The sequence below is a fragment of the Bradyrhizobium sp. CCBAU 51765 genome (assembly GCF_015291725.1).
Taxonomy (GTDB): Bacteria; Pseudomonadota; Alphaproteobacteria; order Rhizobiales; family Xanthobacteraceae; genus Bradyrhizobium; species Bradyrhizobium liaoningense.
The window spans coordinates 4,864,746-4,882,234 of the sequence record NZ_CP030038.1 but is presented as its reverse complement, the minus strand read 5'-3'; the positions used below and the strand labels follow the sequence as shown (position 1 = coordinate 4,882,234).

13 protein-coding genes and 1 pseudogene are annotated in these 17,489 nt (G+C 64.3%); 8 read left to right on the top strand and 6 right to left on the bottom strand.

What is annotated here, in order from left to right:
- Positions 1-45: 45 nt before the first annotated feature.
- Positions 46-1,671: a long-chain fatty acid--CoA ligase gene (locus tag XH96_RS23455; protein WP_194394224.1), complete on the bottom strand. Its 1,626-nt coding sequence runs from the start codon at positions 1,669-1,671 to the stop codon at positions 46-48.
- A 177-nt stretch (positions 1,672-1,848) separates the two neighbouring features.
- Here XH96_RS23455 and XH96_RS23450 point away from each other — a divergent pair, with 177 nt between their 5' ends.
- The 6 genes and pseudogenes from XH96_RS23450 to XH96_RS23425 all read left to right on the top strand — a co-directional run bounded on the left by XH96_RS23450 (position 1,849) and on the right by XH96_RS23425 (position 6,838).
- Positions 1,849-3,702: an NAD(P)/FAD-dependent oxidoreductase gene (locus XH96_RS23450; protein ID WP_194387864.1), complete on the top strand. Its 1,854-nt coding sequence runs from the start codon at positions 1,849-1,851 to the stop codon at positions 3,700-3,702.
- A gap of 36 nt (positions 3,703-3,738) precedes the next feature.
- Positions 3,739-4,557 carry a lytic transglycosylase domain-containing protein gene (locus XH96_RS23445; protein ID WP_194387863.1) on the top strand — a complete coding sequence of 273 codons (819 nt, stop codon included), beginning with the start codon at positions 3,739-3,741 and terminating at the stop codon, positions 4,555-4,557.
- A gap of 201 nt (positions 4,558-4,758) precedes the next feature.
- A complete protein-coding gene (locus tag XH96_RS23440) occupies positions 4,759-4,980 on the top strand; it encodes a hypothetical protein (RefSeq protein ID WP_007592399.1) in 222 nt (73 codons plus the stop codon).
- A gap of 12 nt (positions 4,981-4,992) precedes the next feature.
- On the top strand, positions 4,993-5,415 hold the full coding sequence (locus XH96_RS23435; protein WP_194387862.1) for a hypothetical protein: 423 nt from the start codon (positions 4,993-4,995) through the stop codon (positions 5,413-5,415).
- Positions 5,416-5,802: 387 nt separating this feature from the next.
- Positions 5,803-6,248 (top strand): annotated as a pseudogene (locus XH96_RS23430) (MaoC family dehydratase).
- A 92-nt stretch (positions 6,249-6,340) separates the two neighbouring features.
- Complete coding sequence (locus tag XH96_RS23425; RefSeq protein ID WP_194387861.1) at positions 6,341-6,838, top strand: hypothetical protein; 498 nt, start codon at positions 6,341-6,343, stop codon at positions 6,836-6,838.
- Positions 6,839-6,888: 50 nt separating this feature from the next.
- Here the strand turns inward: XH96_RS23425 and XH96_RS23420 are convergent, their stop codons facing one another.
- Positions 6,889-10,077, bottom strand: coding sequence for an efflux RND transporter permease subunit (locus tag XH96_RS23420; protein ID WP_194387860.1), 3,189 nt, complete (start codon positions 10,075-10,077; stop codon positions 6,889-6,891).
- A 180-nt stretch (positions 10,078-10,257) separates the two neighbouring features.
- Positions 10,258-11,502: an efflux RND transporter periplasmic adaptor subunit gene (locus XH96_RS23415; RefSeq protein ID WP_194387859.1), complete on the bottom strand. Its 1,245-nt coding sequence runs from the start codon at positions 11,500-11,502 to the stop codon at positions 10,258-10,260.
- A gap of 201 nt (positions 11,503-11,703) precedes the next feature.
- Here XH96_RS23415 and XH96_RS23410 point away from each other — a divergent pair, with 201 nt between their 5' ends.
- Entirely contained in the window at positions 11,704-12,309 is a 606-nt protein-coding gene (locus XH96_RS23410) for a TetR/AcrR family transcriptional regulator (RefSeq protein ID WP_194387858.1), read from the top strand.
- A 291-nt stretch (positions 12,310-12,600) separates the two neighbouring features.
- Here XH96_RS23410 and XH96_RS23405 read toward each other — a convergent pair whose 3' ends face one another.
- From XH96_RS23405 to XH96_RS23395, 3 genes are all read right to left on the bottom strand, one after another.
- A complete protein-coding gene (locus XH96_RS23405) occupies positions 12,601-13,968 on the bottom strand; it encodes an MFS transporter (protein WP_194387857.1) in 1,368 nt (455 codons plus the stop codon).
- Positions 13,969-14,042: 74 nt separating this feature from the next.
- Positions 14,043-15,572: an aldehyde dehydrogenase gene (locus XH96_RS23400; protein WP_194387856.1), complete on the bottom strand. Its 1,530-nt coding sequence runs from the start codon at positions 15,570-15,572 to the stop codon at positions 14,043-14,045.
- A complete protein-coding gene (locus XH96_RS23395; RefSeq protein WP_194394223.1) occupies positions 15,569-16,219 on the bottom strand; it encodes a GntR family transcriptional regulator in 651 nt (216 codons plus the stop codon). Before XH96_RS23395 ends, XH96_RS23400 begins: the two co-directional genes overlap by 4 nt.
- 145 nt (positions 16,220-16,364) lie before the next feature.
- On the opposite strand from XH96_RS23395, the gene XH96_RS23390 reads away from it, so the two are divergent.
- The gene (locus tag XH96_RS23390) at positions 16,365-17,138 is read left to right on the top strand and encodes an alpha/beta fold hydrolase (protein ID WP_194387855.1); all 774 of its coding nucleotides are present in this window, start codon (positions 16,365-16,367) and stop codon (positions 17,136-17,138) included.
- The last annotated feature ends 351 nt before the right edge of the window (positions 17,139-17,489 follow it).

The following is a 17,489-nucleotide window of genomic DNA, read 5'->3' as shown; positions in this document are numbered from 1 at the left end:
TGGATCGAGGGCGGGCGCGGACTTTCCGCGCGAACATGCGTCGCGTCACGCGACGCGGTATTCCCTGAACTTCTCGCGCAGCGCCGACTTCAGCACCTTGCCGGTGCCGGTCATCGGGAATTCGTCCAGGAATTCCACCGCGTCCGGCATCCACCAGCTCGCGATCTTTGGGCGCATATGGTCGAGCAGCGTCTTGCCGTCGACGGTCGCGCCCTTCTTGCGGACGACGAGGAGCAGGGGACGCTCCTGCCATTTTTCGTGCGCGATCGCGACGACGGCGGCTTGCAGCACATCGGGGTGAGACAAGGCGATGTCCTCGAGCTGAATCGACGAGATCCATTCGCCGCCGGACTTGATCACGTCCTTGGAGCGGTCGGTCAACGTCACGTGACCCTGCGGGTCGATTACCGCCATGTCGCCGGTGATCAGCCAGCCGTCGCGGTCGAGGCCTTCCTCCAGCTTCATGTAGCCGGAAGCGACCCAGGGGCCTCGGGCGCGCAGATGACCGACGGTCTTGCCGTCGCGCGGCAACTCGTTGCCGGCATCATCGACGATGCGCAACGCGGTGCCGAAGCAGGCGCGTCCCGAGACTTGGCGTCGGTCGAATTTCTCCGTCTCGCTGAGGTGCTCCGAGCCGGGCCGCAAGCCCGGCATCGAGCAGCCCAGGGCCTCGGTCATGCCCCAGGCCTGGATATAGTCGATGCCATAGTCGCGCTTCAGCTTCTCGACCATCGCGCGCGGCGGCGCCGAGCCGGACGACAACGTTGCGCGCAACGTGGAGAACTTGTTGCCGGTGCGGCCGAGCCAGTCGAGCAGGATCAGCCAGAAGCTCGGCACGCCCGCCGAGAGTGTGACCTTCTCGCCTTCCAGCAATTCATAGAGCTTGTCCGGCTCGTAGTTGCGGCCGGGCAGTACCAGCTTGGAGCCGGTATAGGGCGCGGTGAACGGCATGTTCCAGCCATTGCCGTGGAACAGCGGCGCCATCGGCATCATCACCTCGCGCACGCCTTCGACATGCCCCGGCAGGAAGTCGAAATTGCAGCAGGTCATGGTCTGCAGGATCGCGGCGCGGTGCGAATAGATCACGCCCTTGGGATTGCCGGTCGTGCCCGACGTGTAGCAGATGGTCGAGGCGGACTTCTCGTCGAACTCCGGCCAGGCGAAGCCGGCCTCGTTCTCCTTGTCCAGAAGTTCTTCGTAACAATGGACGTTCGCGAGCTTCGTCTCGGGCATGCGCTCGCGCGAGGACATCACGACATAGGCCTCGATCGTCTTGAGCTGTGGCGCGATCGCCTCGACGAGCGGCAGCGTGGCGCGGTCGATGAACAACAGACGGTCTTCGGCATGATTGATGATGTAGACGAGCTGTTCGGGAAATAGCCGCGGGTTGACGGTGTGCAGCACGTAGCCCATGCCCGGCGCCGCGTAGAACATTTCGAAATGGCGATGGGTGTTCCAGGCCAGCGTGCCGACGCGGTCGCCGGGATTCATGCCGAGCCGCTTGAGCGCCAGCGCCATGCGCTTGATGCGGGGATGGGCGTCGGCATAGGTGTAGCGATGGATGTCGCCCTCGATCTCGCGCGCGACGACCTCGGCTTCGCCGTGATAGTCGGCCGCATACTGGATCAGGCCGCTGATCAGAAGCGGCATGTCCATCATCAATCCCTGCATGGTCTCCTCCAGATCGCCGCGTCGTTGCATGGCGCAGGCTTGTGATTGCGCGCGAGGTTAGCGGAACGTCACGCGGCGTTCACGCAAAAAACAGCGAGCATGATTGCATGCGGCACTTTTTCAGAGCTAACGTGAGGTGAGCTGCCGGCGAAGCAGCGTTCGCGGTGGAGGAGATGAATGTCAGCGGAAAGACACAAGACCGGCACAACCGGCGCATCTACGGTGGATGTTTCCGCGCTCCGTGCCCGCTACCGCGACGAGCGCGACCGTCGTCTGCGCGCCGAGGGCAAGGCGCAGTATGTCGAAGTCGCAGGCGAATTCGGTCGCTATCTCGACGACCCCTGGGCCGATCCCGGATTTGCGCGCGCCGCCGTCAACGAAGCGACAGAAGTGCTCATCGTCGGTGGCGGCTTCGGCGGTCTGTTGTGTGGTGCGCGGTTGCGCGATGCCGGCATCGAGGATTTTCGTATCGTGGAAAAGGCCGCCGACTTCGGCGGCACCTGGTACTGGAATCGTTATCCCGGCGCCGCCTGCGACACCGAGAGCTACATCTATCTGCCGCTCCTGGAAGAGACCGGCTACATGCCGGTGCGCAAATACGCACGGGCACCCGAGATCTACGAGCATTCGCGCCGCATCGGCCGTCATTTCGGGCTCTATGAGCGCGCGCTGTTTCAGACCGTCATCTCGCGGATGACATGGCAGGAGAAGGAGGCACGCTGGCTGGTCGAGACCGATCGGGGCGATCGCATCCGTGCGCGCTTCGTCATTCTGGCCGGAGGTCCGCTGAGCCGCCCGAAGCTGCCGGGCATTCCCGGCATCGAGACGTTCAAGGGCCACAGCTTTCACACCAGCCGCTGGGATTACGGCTACACCGGCGGCGATGCGGACGGTGGCCTGACCGGTCTCGCCGACAAGCGCGTCGGCATCATCGGCACCGGCGCCACCGCCGTGCAATGCGTGCCGCATCTCGGCCGTTCGGCGAAGGAGCTTTATGTGTTCCAGCGCACGCCGTCTGCGATCGGCGTTCGCGACGACCGTCCGACGGATCAGAGCTGGGCGCAGAGCCTCAAGCCAGGCTGGCAGCGCGAACGCATGGACAATTTTACGGCCGTGATTTCGGGCGAGCCGTTCGAACAGGATCTGGTGCAGGACGGCTGGACTGGCCTGCTCGGCGAGATCCTGCTGGCACCGCGTCGTCAGCCCCAGCCGGTGACCTCGATGGACGAGGCGCTGAAGGTGATCGAGCAGGCCGATTACCGCAAGATGGAGGAGATCCGCGCCCGCGTCGACGCGGTGGTCGAGGACGAGGCGACCGCGGCCGCGCTCAAGCCCTGGTACAAGGCATTCTGCAAGCGGCCGTGCTTCCACGACGAATATCTCGATACCTTCAATCGCCCCAACGTGCATCTCGTCGACACCAAAGGGCAGGGCGTCGAGCGCATCACGGAGAATGCCGTCGTCGTCGACGGCAAGGCCTATGAGCTCGACTGCCTGATCTATGCCAGCGGCTTTGAGGTCGGCACCGATTACGCGCGCCGCATGGGCTTCGAGATGTATGGCCGCGACGGCATGAGCCTGTCCGAGCGGTGGCGCGACGGCGTCAAGACGCTGCACGGCTTCTACAGCCGCGGCTTCCCGAACTGCTTCCTGATCGTAACGGTGCAGGCCGGACAGAGCGCCAATTTTCCGCACATTATCGACGAGCAATCGCGGCACATCGCCTATGTCATCAAGGAGGCCCGAGACCGTAAGGCGCGCACCCTGGAGCCGACGCTTGCCGCCGAGAACGCCTGGGTCGACGAGGTGGTCAGGGCCGCGCTAGGCCGGCAGACCTATCTCGCCGAATGCACGCCGGGCTACTACAACAACGAAGGCGTGTTCGATCCGATCGCGGCAAGAAACAGCCAATATTGGCGCGGGCCGATGGCATTCCTGCGGCTGCTCGACAAATGGCGCAAGGAGGGCAATCTGGAAGGCCTCGAATTGTCCTATGATCCGGCCATGGAGTCGGCGCGTTCCACCGGTTAAGATGGCGCCGCCGAGCGGTACAGGACGGAGATTGGTATGATCAGGGGCAGGGCTGTTGCGGGAGCGGTTTTTGGCGCAATGACGCTGCTCGGTTGCCTGGCATCTTCCGTCGAGGCTGCGCAATGCGGCAGCTCGCCGGCGGGTTTCGAGGCCTGGAAACGCGAATTCAGCGCGGAGGCGCAGGGCAAGGGCGTCGGCCCCACCGCACTCTCGGCCCTGATGCAGACGAACTATGCCAGCGCCACCATCGCGGCCGACCGCGGCCAGCGCAGCTTTTCGCTGACGCTCGATCAGTTCCTCGCCAAGCGCGGCGCCACCACCATCGTTGCCAAGGGACGGCAGCTCAAGCAGTCGCATGCCGCCTTGTTCGCCTCGATCGAGCAGCGCTATGGTGTCCCGCCCGGACCCTTGATCGCGATCTGGGGCATGGAGACCGGCTTCGGCAGCCAGCGCGGCAATCAGAATATGCTGTCGTCGATCGCGACCCTTGCCTATGACTGCCGCCGGCCCGAATTCTTCACCGACCAGCTCTATGCTGCCTTGAAGCTGATCGACCGCGGTACGCTGTCGGGATCAACGCGCGGCTCCATGCATGGCGAGGTCGGTCAGACCCAGTTCATGCCCAAGAGCATTCTGGCCTACGGCACCGGCAATCTCGAAGTTGCCGCCAATGCGCTGAGCTCGACCGCGAATTTCCTCAAGGCCCATGGCTGGCGCGCGGGAGCCGGGTACCAGCCCGGCGAGCCGAATTTTGCCGCGATCGAGGCTTGGAATGCTGCAGGCGTCTATCAGAAGGCAATCGCGCTGATGGGCCGGCAGATCGACGAGGGCGGAGGCGCCGCCGCCTCGCGCTGAAGCATGATCCGGAGGAGTGTGCAGCTGTTTTCCGAAAAGATCATGCTTAAACAACAGCCTAGAACGCGATGACGATCTCGTCTCGTTTTGGGCTGCTCAGCAAGGAGTGATGCGCCGGCACGAGAAAGTTGTTGCCAACTGGAACTGACGGCACGACGTTTGCTTTGATCGAGTTCAGGGCTGGGCATGAGGAGACTCAACATGGCTACCCAGATCGTGATGGACCAAACTGGCGACACGCGCCACGAGTTTGATCCTGGCAATGCCGAAGCGCTGGCGCGAGCCGAACGGCGCTTTCGGGAGCTGACCGGAGCCGGCTTCACCGCCGCTCTTCGAACCGGGCCCGGCGAAGTTACCCGGATCCGATCGTTCGACCCGACCGCGCAGGAAACGCTGTTCTATCCCCGCCTGGTCGGCGGTTGATCTGAGCTGCCCATGATCGCGGCAGTTTGGCTCCGCGCGCCGGCGCGTGCGCGTCTGCATGCGCTGCGTGAACTCTACCGCCGCTTCTTCGGCGAGAACACGCCGGACGCGCGCGGCCGCCGGCTGCTGGCCGAATGGCTGTCGCCGGCGCAGCGCGTTCAGTTCGAGCAGCACCGGTATTTCGACGTCGTCGGCTGCGACACCGGCAGAATCTATCGTATCCACTATGGCACGGCCGCCAATGTGCATGAGATCGACGGCGAAGGGCGCGCGACGATGGGTTGGTGCTTCGTTCCGTCAGGCTTCCTGGTGCCGGGCGACGTGATGCTGGCGCAGAAGATCGCGCTCGAGACGGATGAGAAGGGAGCGCTTGCGCTCGCCAACCGGTTTCCGCCGGCAACGCATTCCGAGCATTTCTACCGGCGGCCCTTCTAGCGCCGGGAAGGCCGAGGCGTCAGTAATGCGTGGAGCGGTAGGCGTCCAGCGCATGCGCCGCGAAGACGCCGATGCTGCAAAGGGCGAGCAGGGCTGAGATCAGCTCGATCATAGTTCGTCCTCCCGTAGCGGCTGGGCGACGAGGTTCTGGCAGCAGGAGTATTCGTAGATCAGGTCGAGGATGAATTGCATGGTGGCCGTCCCTGTACTTATTTTGACAACCACTTAACCTGCGATCTGTTTCAGGCGTGTTTCGTCGCATCGGGAAAGGGGTTTCGCGCGGAACCCGGCGCTGGTTTACGCGATGCGGGCCCGCTATATCCCGTCATTGCCCAAGCCCTTCAGGCCGCTTCTTCCAGGCGGTGCATCATACTGCGAGGCAAAATCATGGCGCAGGTCGAGTGGTTCGACGATCTCACCGTCGGAATGCGGTTCAAGTCCCCCGAAGTTGTGGTCACCGAGGCCGACATCAAGCGCTTTGCCGCCGAGTTCGATCCGCAGCCGATGCATCTCGATCACGAGGCCGCCAAGACGACCCTGTTCAAGGGGCTTGCCGCCTCAGGATGGCACACCGCCGCGATCGCCATGAACCTCGCAATCCAGACCGCCCGTTCGGCCCGCATCCGCTGATTGGCGCCGGTGTCGACGGCCTGCGCTGGACGATGCCGGTGCGCCCCGACGACCGGCTGCATCTGGTCGGCGAGGTCATGAGCCTGACGCCGTCTAAGTCGAAGCCGCAGGGTATAGCGCTGGTGAAATGGACCATGCTCAACCAGAACGGCGAGGAGGTTTACACCTTTACTCCGATCGCGATCGTGCCACGGCGGGGGTAGGGCACAGCCGCGGTCCGTGAGGCGACCGAAATCCTTGCGGGGCGCCGGCAGAGGTGGTCATCTCAGCACGGGGCAGCGTGCTGGAGGCCGACATGAATCGATTCAGTCGCGGTGCTGCATTGCTTGCAGGCATCTTGAGCGCCGGCCCCTCCCTTGCGCAACAATCCAAAGTCGGCGACTGGACCATCGAGAGGCGCGCGCAGGACACGCACTGCAATGCGAGCCGCGGCTACAAGGACAAGGATGACGAGAACCGCGACTACGTCATCGTGATCACCTATTCCGAGCAGGCGATCGTGATCGTGATGATCTACGATGGTTGGGAATGGGATAGGGCCGGCGAGGTCCTCCGGGCCGACCTCGGCACCGATGACGCCGACATCATGAAGAAGGCCAAGTGGGAGGTCATGGACAAGACCACCGTGCGCGGCATCTTCGTCTACGACCAATCGATCATGGATCGGCTCGCGAAGGCCAAGCGCCTTACGCTCGATTTCGAGGACGACGAGGACGACAGCATCGAGATGCAGATCCCGCGTGCCGGCGAGGCGCTGGCGGCGCTGAAATTCTGCGAAGAGAACCGGAAATGATCGATCCGATCTTGTTGGTCCCGCCGGGGCGTGCCGCGGCGGGACGCGGTTCACTCGGCAGGACCCTGGACCGGCGCCGCGCTGATGTCGCTGCCGTGGTGGATCAGCGGCTTCATGCCCGTGACGGTTCTGAGCAGCACGTAGAACACCGGCGTCAGGAACAGGCCGAACACCGTGACGCCGATCATGCCGGAGAACACGGCAACGCCCATGGCTCGCCGCATTTCCGAACCGGCGCCGGTCGAGAGCACCAGCGGCAGGACGCCCATGATGAACGCCATCGACGTCATCAGGATCGGACGCAGCCGCAGCCGGCTCGCCTCGATCGCGGCCCGGATCGGCGTGCGGCCGGCGAATTCGAGCTCCCGCGCGAATTCGACGATCAGGATCGCGTTCTTGGCGGAGAGGCCGACCAGCACGATCAAGCCGATCTGGGTGAAGACGTTGTTGTCGCCCTTGGAGATCCAGACGCCGAACATCGCTGCCAGGAGGCCCATCGGCACGATCATGATGATCGAGAGCGGCAGGGTCAGGCTCTCATAGAGCGCGGCCAGCACCAGGAACACCAACAGGATCGCCAGCGGGAACACCCAGATGCCGGAATTGCCGGCGATGAACTCCTGATAGGTCAGGTCGGTCCATTCGAAGGCAAAGCCTGGCGGCAGCACCTCTGCGGCGATCCGCGTCGCCGCCTCCTGCGCCTGGCCTGATGAAAAGCCGGGCGCGGCCGCCGCGTTGATGTCCGAGGACAGGAAGCCGTTGTAGCGGATCGCGCGCTCCGGACCCGCGCTCTGGCGGATCGTGAGCAGCGCGGACAGCGGCACCATGTCGCCCGAGGACGAGCGCACCTTCAACTGCCTGATGTCGTCGGCGCGCGCGCGGAACGGCGCGTCGGCTTGAACCCGAACGGAATAGGTGCGGCCGAACTTGTTGAAGTCGTTGACGTAGTAGGAGCCCAGGTAAATCTGGAGCGTGTTGAACACCTCGGTCACGGGTACGCCAAGCTGAAGCGCCTTGGTGCGGTCGATGTCGGCGAACAGCTGGGGCACGTTGACCTGGAAGCTCGAGAACACGCCGGCGATCTCGGGCGCCTTCTGCATCGCAGCCATGAATGCGTTCGTCGCTTCGTTCAAGGCGTCATAGCCGAGACCGGCGCGGTCCTCGATCTGCAGCTTGAAGCCGCCGATGGTGCCGAGACCGTTGACCGGCGGCGGCGGGAACATGGCGATGAAGGCTTCCTGGATGCCCGCGTACTTCTTGTTCAGTTCGGCCGCGATGGCGGGACCGCTGAGCGAGGGATCCTTGCGTTCGTCGAACGGCTTCAGCGTCGAGAACACGATGCCGGCGTTGGACGAGTTGGTGAAGCCGGAGATCGACAGCCCCGGGAATGCCACCGAGCTCTCGACGCCAGACTGGGTCAGCGCGATGTCGCTCATCTTGCGGATGACTTCTTCCGTCCGGTCGAGCGTCGCGCCATCGGGCAGACGGGCAAAGCCGACCAGGTACTGCTTGTCCTGTCCCGGCACGAAGCCGCTCGGCACCTGCTGGAACAAGAGGGCTGTGATACCGACGAGGACCACGTAGAGGCCCATCACGGCGGCCTTGCCCGAGATCACCTTGCCAACGCTGCCGCTGTAGCTCTCGGAGGAGCGCGTGAAGGCCTTGTTGAAGCCGCGGAAGAACCAGCCGAGGCTCTTTTCCATGACCAGCGTCAGCTTGTCCTTCGGCTCGTTATGGCCCTTGAGCAGCAGCGCCGACAGCGCCGGCGACAGCGTCAGCGAGTTGACGGCCGAGATCACGGTCGAGATCGCGATCGTCAGCGCGAACTGCTTGTAGAACTGCCCGGTGAGGCCGGAGATGAAGGCCAGCGGCACGAATACTGCGATCAGCACCATGGCGATCGCGATGATCGGACCCGACACCTCGCGCATAGCCTGGTACGTTGCATCCCGCGGCGACAGCCCGCCCTCGATGTTGCGCTCGACATTCTCGACCACGACGATGGCATCGTCGACGACGATGCCGATCGCGAGCACCAGGCCGAACAGGCTCAGCGCGTTGATGGAGAAGCCGAACACGTGCATCACCGCGAACGTGCCGACGATCGACACCGGCACGGCCAGGAGCGGGATGATCGAGGCGCGCCAGGTCTGGAGGAACAGGATCACCACCAGCACGACGAGGGCGATGGCCTCCAGCAGCGTGTGGATGACGGCTTCGATCGAGGAGCGCACGAACTGGGTGGGGTCGTAGACGATCTGGTAGGACACGCCCTCGGGCATGTTCTTCTTGATCTCGGCCATGGTGGCGCGAACGTTGTCGGAAATCTGCAGCGCGTTGGAGCCGGGCGCCTGGAAGATCGGGATCGCCACCGCCTGCTTGTTGTCGAGCAGCGAGCGCAGGCCGTATTCGGAGGCGCCAAGCTCGACGCGCGCGACGTCGCGCAAGCGTACGACCTCGCCGCGTGCGCCGGTTTTGACCACGATGTCGCCGAACTGCTCCTCGTTCGCGAGCCGGCCTTCCGCATTGATCGACAATTGCAGGTCGATCCCCTTGACGTTCGGGGAGGAGCCGACCACGCCGGCGGCGGCCTCGACGTTCTGCGCCTGGATCGCGCGCACGATGTCGCTCGCGGTCAGGCCGTGCTCGGCGGCCTTCTGAGGATCGACCCAGACCCGCATCGAATAGTCGCCGGCGCCATAAAGCTGGACGTCGCCGACGCCGTCGATCCGCGCCAGCCGGTCCTTGACGTTGAGCACCGCATAGTTGCGCAGATACGTCATGTCGTAGCGGCCGTTCGGCGACAGCAGGTGCACGACCATGGTGAGGTCAGGCGACGACTTCTTGGTGATGATGCCGAGCTGGCGCACCACGGCCGGCAGGCGCGGCTCGGCCTGCTGCACGCGGTTCTGCACCAGCTGCGTCGCCTTGTCGGGATCGGTGCCGAGCCGGAACGTCACCGTCAGCGTCATCCCGCCGTCGGTGGTCGCCTGGCTCGACATGTAGAGCATGTTCTCGACGCCGTTGATCTGCTCCTCGATCGGGGTTGCCACCGTCTCCGCGATCACCTTGGGATTGGCGCCGGGATAGGTCGCGCGCACCACGACCGAGGGCGGCACCACGTCCGGGTATTCCGAGATCGGCATCGCGAACAGCGAGATCAGGCCCGCCAGGAAGATCAGCACCGACAGGACACCGGCGAAGATCGGACGGTCGATGAAAAGCTTCGAGAGATTCATTGGCTTTGCCCCTGGGCAATATCTTCCCTGTCTCCGACCGCTTCACCGTCATTCCGGGGTGCGCGCATCGCGCGCGAACCCGGAATCCAAGGGTGAGATGACCGGAGCTTCGTAGTCTCGAGATTCTCAGGTGCGCAATTGCGCACCGGAGTTCACGACTGCGTCGCGTCCCGGAATGACTTAGCGTTGCACCACGTCCTGGTTGCCGTGGTTGGAGGCCGCTTGCTGCCCGCGCGCACCCATTGCCGCGACCTCCGTCTTGAGCAGGGCACCGGGGCGCACGCGCTGTAGTCCGTTCACGACGATGCGGTCGCCGGACTTCAGACCCGAGGTGACGATGCGAAGCCCGTCGACGGTGCCGCCGAGCGTGACGGACCGGTAGACGGCGCGGTTGTCGTCGCCGACCGCCATCACGAACTTCTTGTCCTGGTCGGTGCCGATCGCGCGCTCGTCGATCATCACCAGTGCCTGCTGCTTCGGCTGGCCCATGCGCACGCGGGCGAACTGGCCGGGGATGAGGCGCCCGTCCTCGTTGCGGAAGACAGCGCGGACACGGATGGTGCCGCTCTGGCCGTTGACCTGGTTGTCGATGAGCTGGATGTGGCCCTTCGCGGACAGGTCGCCCGACGTGGTCATCTCGACCGGGATCTGGTCGAGCTCGCCGCGCCTGCCGGAGGCATCCGCGATCGAGTTCAGCGCGCGCAGCACGACCTCTTCATCCGCATCGAACGAGGCGTAGATCGGATTGATCGAGACCAGCGAAGTCAAGACCGGGGACGCGGTGCCGGCGGCGACGAGATTGCCAACCGTGACCTCGATCTTGCCGACGCGGCCGTCTACGGGGGCACGCACCTCGGTGTAGTCGAGATTGAGCTTTGCGGTCTGGAGCGTCGCCTCGGCCGCCTTCACGTTGGCGATGGCTTCGCGGTTGGCGTTGTCGCGCTGGTCGTAGTCGCGGCGCGTCACCACGGCGTTGCCGACGAGCTGCGCACCGCGCTCGAGCTCGCTCTGGGTGAAGACGACGCGCGCTTTCGCAGCCTCGAGCTGGGCTGCGGCCTTGTCGACCTCGGCCGCATAAGGGGCGGGATCAATCTTGAACAGCACGTCGCCGGCCTTCACCAGCGCCCCTTCGGTGAAGTTCGCCGACAGGATCGCACCCGCAACGCGCGGACGGAGCTCGACGCGGTGGATGGCCTCCAGCCGGCCGGAGAAGTCGTCCCACAGCACGGTCTGCCGTGGCTCGATCATCGCGACGGTGACGGAAACGGCTTGTTCGGCCGCGGCGGCCGGTGCCGTCGCTTGCGCCGCGTGAAAATAGCGGCCGGTCGCAATCGAGCCGGCCGCGGCGAGGGCGCCCACGATGGCGACGCCGCCCAGAAGGCGGCGGAAACGGCCGGTGCGAGAGGTGTTTTGGGAGGGGGGCATTTGCGCGCTCCAGATATGTAGTGTTCACTACAGATGTGGAGCTGGATACCGCAGTGCAAGATACTTATGTACCATTCACTAAGAAAATTGTAGCGGCATACCGCAGGAATTGGAAGGCCCTTGGGAAAGTAGAATTAGAACAAATAGTTAGGATTCGACGTTAAGCCTTCTGCAGAACGCGAATTCCGAGGAGACAGGCACATGGGCATGGGACGCCCCCGCGAATTCGACGCCGAACTGGCGTTGGACCAGGCGATGGAAGTGTTTTGGCGCCATGGCTATGAGGGCGCGACAATTGCCCAGCTCACCGAGGCCATGGGCATCAACCCGCCCAGTCTCTACGCCTGCTTCGGCAACAAGGAGGGCCTGCTGAAGGCCGCGCTCGACCGCTACACCAAGCTGCGCAACATCTGGATGGAGGAGGTGGTGGCAGCGCCCACCGCCCGCGCCGTGGCCGAGCGGATGTTGATGGGCATCGCCGACAAGCAGACCGATCCCGCCAATCCGCCCGGCTGCCTGCTGGTGCAAGGCGGCATCGCCTGCGGCAGCGGCTCCGAGAACGTCCCTTTCGAATTGGCCGCGCGCCGCGCCCAGAACGAGGACCAGCTCCGCGACCGTTTCGTTCGCGCCAAGGCCGAAGGTGATCTCAAGCCAACATCCGACCCCGCCGCGCTCGCGCGTTATGTCTCGGCCGTCTCCGTCGGCATGGGCGTGATGGCGTCCTCAGGCGCGGACCGCGAAGCGCTGCGGCAGGTCGCGAGCGTCGCGGTGCAGGCGGTGGAAGCGCAATCGGCCGACAAGACGTAGCTAGAGCCTTTTCCGTTCCGATGGAATCGGAACGGGGCTCTAGATTCTTGTTTTGACGCGTTTTCTTGACGCGAACCGGTGTCCACTTCGCTCGAAAACGCTCTATCTCGCAGATCTGCCCATCGGTCGGGGCGGCAAGCTTGCCTGCAGCCCTGTCCTTCGCGACGCACGCCTACGGAAGGCCCTGCGGATGAGGTGGCGTTATGGAGCCAGATGTCAGACCCTCATGGTGAGGAGCCCGCCGCAAGCGGGCGTCTCGAACCATGCAGGCCGCGCTCGTCCATCAGCCTCTCAGGACGCTTCCTTGAGGACCGGCGCGGCAGCCTCTTCGGCCTTGAGCTCTTCGAGACTGCGATGTCGGGGCTCGATGCCGAGTACCCAGACCGTGACGATCTGCACCACGAGCAAGCCGATCATCAGGGCCATGACGCCTGCCATGCCGCGCGACTCGAACAGCGACACGACCAGGAACGGCGTGACGATCGTGGCGCCGCGCCCCAGCGTGTTGACGATGCCTGACGCACGCAGCCGGACCTCGGTCGGAAACAGCTCTGGAATGTAGATGCCGAACAGGAGTGCGACCAGGACGTAAATCGGCACCGTCAGCGCGAAGCCCACGGCCGGCAGCAGGATCGGATCGGAGATCATGGGATAGAGGATGCCGAGCGCCACCGAGATCAGCGACGCGCCGATGATCGTTGGCTTGCGGCCCCAGCGGTCGGCGGTCAATGCACCGATGGCCGCGCCGATCGGCGCGCCGAGCGCCATCAGCAGCGAATAGCCGAACGATGTCGCGACCGACAGGCCCTGCTTGACGAAGAACACGGGCAGCCAGGTCACGAAGCCATAGAGCAGGGTGTTGATCGTGATCAGGCAGATGGCGCCGACGATCATCCGCGACAGCAAGGGCGCAGTGAACAACGTGCCGAGATCGGGAGCGACCGGAGCGGGTGACGCGGGCGCCGGAGCAGGCAAGGGCTGTCCTTGCGCCGCTTCCTTCTCGATCGCCTGCATCAACGCTTCCGCCTCGGCGGTGCGTCCCACGGCTTCGAGCCAGCGCGGGGATTCCGGCAGCGACTTGCGCATGTACCAGACGACGAGCGCGCCGATGCCGCCGAGCACGAACATCGAGCGCCAGCCGAACTGCGGAACGAGCACGGATGCGATCAAGAGTGCCGCTGGCAGGCCCGTCACGACGCATACGGCGGTGAGGCCGAGCCATTTGCCGCGGGTGCGGGCGGGCACGAACTCCGTCATCGTCGAATAGCCGACGACGTTCTCGGCTCCGAGGCCGACGCCCATCACGAAGCGGCAGGCGATCAGGAAGGCCATGTTCGGCGCGAATGCCGCGGCAAGGGAAGCGATGCCAAAAAGGAGCAGATTGAACTGATAGGTGAAGCGGCGCCCATGGCGGTCGCCGAGGAAGCCGGTGCCGAACGACCCCAGCATCATGCCGACGAACGTTGCGGAGATGAAGGCCGCGTTCTGAGCGAGCGTCGAAAAGCCTGATTTCAGCGTGACGCTGAGCACCGTCCCGGCAATGTAGATGTCGAAACCGTCGAAGAACATTCCGATGCCGATCAGCAGCATGATGCGGCGATGGAATGGCCCGATCGGCAGCCGATCGAGACGGCTGCCTGCGTTTACCGATGTCGACATTGACGCTCTCCCTTGACTGTCATTCTGGTTGATGCGGCCCGCCTTCTATGAGCGGTCGGCCGGGTGCAGATCTGCTAGTTCAGCCGCTTCTGATTGGCCGTGTCGCGATACCAGTCGAACGGCTGCTCGTGCGTCGCGACCATCACGCTCTTGGTGTTGAAATGGTCGTTGAAGCTTTCGGCGCCGCATTCGCGGCCGATACCGGAATCGTCGACGCCGCCCCAGGGCGAGGCCGGGTCGAGCCGGTGATGATCGTTGATCCAGACGATGCCGGCCTTGACCGCGGCGGCGACACGGTGAGCGCGGGCGACGTCGCGGGTACGGATCGCTGCGGCGAGGCCAAACGGGGAGTCGTTGGCGAGCCGGAGCGCATCGGCCTCGTCCTTGAACGGTGTCACCGAGGTGAAGGGACCGAACACTTCCTCCTGGAAGATGCGCATGTCGGATTTGACGTCGGCGAAGACCGTCGGCTCGACGAAATAGCCGTTGTCATGGCCCGGCACCTTGGCGGCAACGCCGCCGGTGACGAGACGCGCGCCGTCGGCGTGACCATAGCCCGCATAGGCGAGAACGCGGTCGCGCTGCTTGGCCGAGATCACGGGGCCCATCTGGGTGCTGGGATCGAAGGGATCGCCGACGCGGATCGTGCGGGTCTTGGCCTGCAGCTTCTCCACGAACTCGTCGTAGATCGAGGCCTGGACGATGTGGCGCGAGGCGCAGACGCAGGTCTGTCCGGCGCCGATGAATGCGCCGAAGGCGGCATAATTGACGGCGCGGTCGACGTCGAAATCGTCGAACACCATCACCGGCGTCTTGCCGCCAAGCTCCATGGTCTGATGCGCGAACACTTTTGCGGCGGCACTGCCGGCGATGCGGCCGGCCTCGGTGCCGCCGGTCAGGACCAGCTTGTTGATGTCGCCGTGCTCGGCCAGCATCTTGCCGGCGCTCGGGCCGAGGCCGAGCACGATATTGAAGACGCCGGGCGGCAGGCCCGCCTCGGTGAAGATCTGTGCGAGCTTCAAGGTCGTCAGCGGCGTGTATTCGGACGGCTTCACCACGGTGACACACCCGGTCGCCAGCACCACGGCGAGCGACTTGCACAGGATCATCAGGGGGTGATTGAACGGGGTGCAATTGGCGACGATGCCGATCGGCGTGCGGAGCGTGTAGTTCAGATAGGCGCCTTCGACGGGGATCACGGAGTCACGGCGCGATAGCGCGAGGCCCGCAAAGTAGCGGAAGAAATCGGGCAGGCGGGAGAGCTGGGCGCGGGTCTCGTTCACCGGGCGGCCGTTGTTGAGAGTTTCCAGCCGATACAGGCTGTCGAGATTGGCCTCGAACGCATCGGCGAGCTTGTTGACCAGTCTGGCCCTGGCGCGGGTGTCCATGCCGCCCCAGGCCTTGCCTTCGAACGCGGCGCGCGCGCTCTTCATGGCGCGGTCGATATCCTCAGCGGTTGAATTGGGAATGCGGGCAATGACATCGCCGGTCGCGGGATTGCGGACGTCCAGCGTCGCGCCGTTTCCGGCTTCGACTTCCCGTCCATCGATGAAATTGCCGTGGGTTTCGACGTCGATCGACGCGGGTTTCGAGGGAACGTTCATGATGACCTCTCTTCGACGATGACGGCGTTGCGCTTGAGCGCCGGCAGAACGCGTTTTTCGGTGTCCCCGATGTGGGCCTTGATGATGCGCGCCGCGGTGCGCGTTTCGCGCTGCTGCATGGCGTCGATCAGTGCGACGTGCTCTGCGACGAGCTTTGCGGGGTCGTGGCCCTTCAGGTTGGAAATGCTGACGCGGACCAGCCGGTCGGCCTGGCCGATCAGGTCGCACAGCGCCGTCGCCATGCGGCGATTGCCGGAGGCATGGGCCAGCGCAGTGTGGAAGCCGCGATTGTAGGCGATGAAGTCCTCGTGATTGCCCGAGAAGCGGCGGAATTCGTCGAGCGATTTCAAGACGCTGTCGGGTGCGCTTTCGATCGCCTCTGCGACGCAGGCCGGCTCCAGTGCGAGTCGGAAGCGCAGGAGGTCGCGGGCATCGGAAAGCGAGATCGGCGTCACTCGGTAGCCCTGGCGCGGCTGCACCGTCACGAGGTGCTCGCGCTGGAGCCGCAGAAGCGCATCCCGAACCGGCTGCCGGCTCACCGAATAGCGCTCGGCAAGATCTTGCTCGCGCATTTCATCGCCCGGCGTAAGGCGGCAAGCTAAAATATCAGCTCTGAGAAGATCGTAGATATTTTCGCGCAAAAGCATGATTCTTTGGACCTCGTTGGCCATAATCTGACAATCCTGATATTTCACGTCAAGAGCCAAATGCTTGAATTCCCTGACAGTTGATTTATCAATCAAGGGCCTCCGGGGCATGCCAGCCACCGACGAAGCTAGGGAAAGACCGAATATGGACAGGCTTCTTGCCAACGGGACCGTCAACGCCGCGCAATCGGGCGAGGGGCCGCCGCTGTTTCTTTTCCATTCGCTGCTATCGGATCGGGCCAGCTTCGATGCGATCGTGCCGGAGCTTGCGGGATCGTTTCAGACCATCGTGCCGGAGCTGCCCGGGTTCGGCCGCTCACGCACGGTCGAGGGCGGACTTGCTGCTGTCGCGGACCGGATGGCAGAGGCTGTGCGGGAAGCCGCGGGCGGCGCGCCGTCGATCGTGCTCGGCAATGGCTATGGCGGCTTCGTCGCCCTGCAGATGGCGATCCTGCATCCGAAGATCGCCAGCCGGCTTGTTCTCGCTGATTGCGGCGCGGCCTTTTCGGAGCCCGGACGCGAGGCATTTCGCAACATGGCGAAGGTGTCCCGGGCAAAGGGGCTGGAGGCCATCACTGACGTCGCGATGCGGCGCCTGTTCGCGCCCGAGTTTCAGGAGCGGCACCCTGGCCTGATGCAGGATCGTCGCGCCGCATTTCTGCGGACGGATCCCGACGTGTTTCGTGCCGCATGCGAGGCATTGGCAGGCCTCGACCTCCGCACCGAGCTTGCCGCAGTGAATGTGCCGGTGCTCGTCCTGGTCGGCGAGCACGATGAAGCGACGCCTCCGCCGATGTCGCGCGAACTGGCTGCCGGGTTGCCGCACGCTGAGCTCAAGATCATTCCAGGATGCGCGCACGTGCCGCAGCTTCAATCGCCGCGGCAGTTTCTCGGTGCTCTCGAGGGATTCTTGCTCTGACCTTCGCCCGGCCAGAGCCAGCCGCGTATCGGAAGCGGCGATGCCTACCGAGCGGTTAATGGCGTCGGTGCAACGACGAACTCGCAATTGGCGATGTTGTAATTCTGCGCCTGTTTTGCCCGACGAGTCAAACCTTCGTGCCGACGGGGCAAGAGTCGCGGCGGACGAAATTCTTCAGTGATTTCTACTTTGCATGGGGTTGTTTTCGCGTTTTTTGTCGGCGCGCTCCGCGGTCACGGCATCAGCCGTCTGAATCCGTATCGCGACGGGACCTCCTAAGAGTTTTTATACACAGTTCTGGCACGCTCCGCGCGTCAATATCCGCAACCTGCATCGTCGCCTCTCATTGCG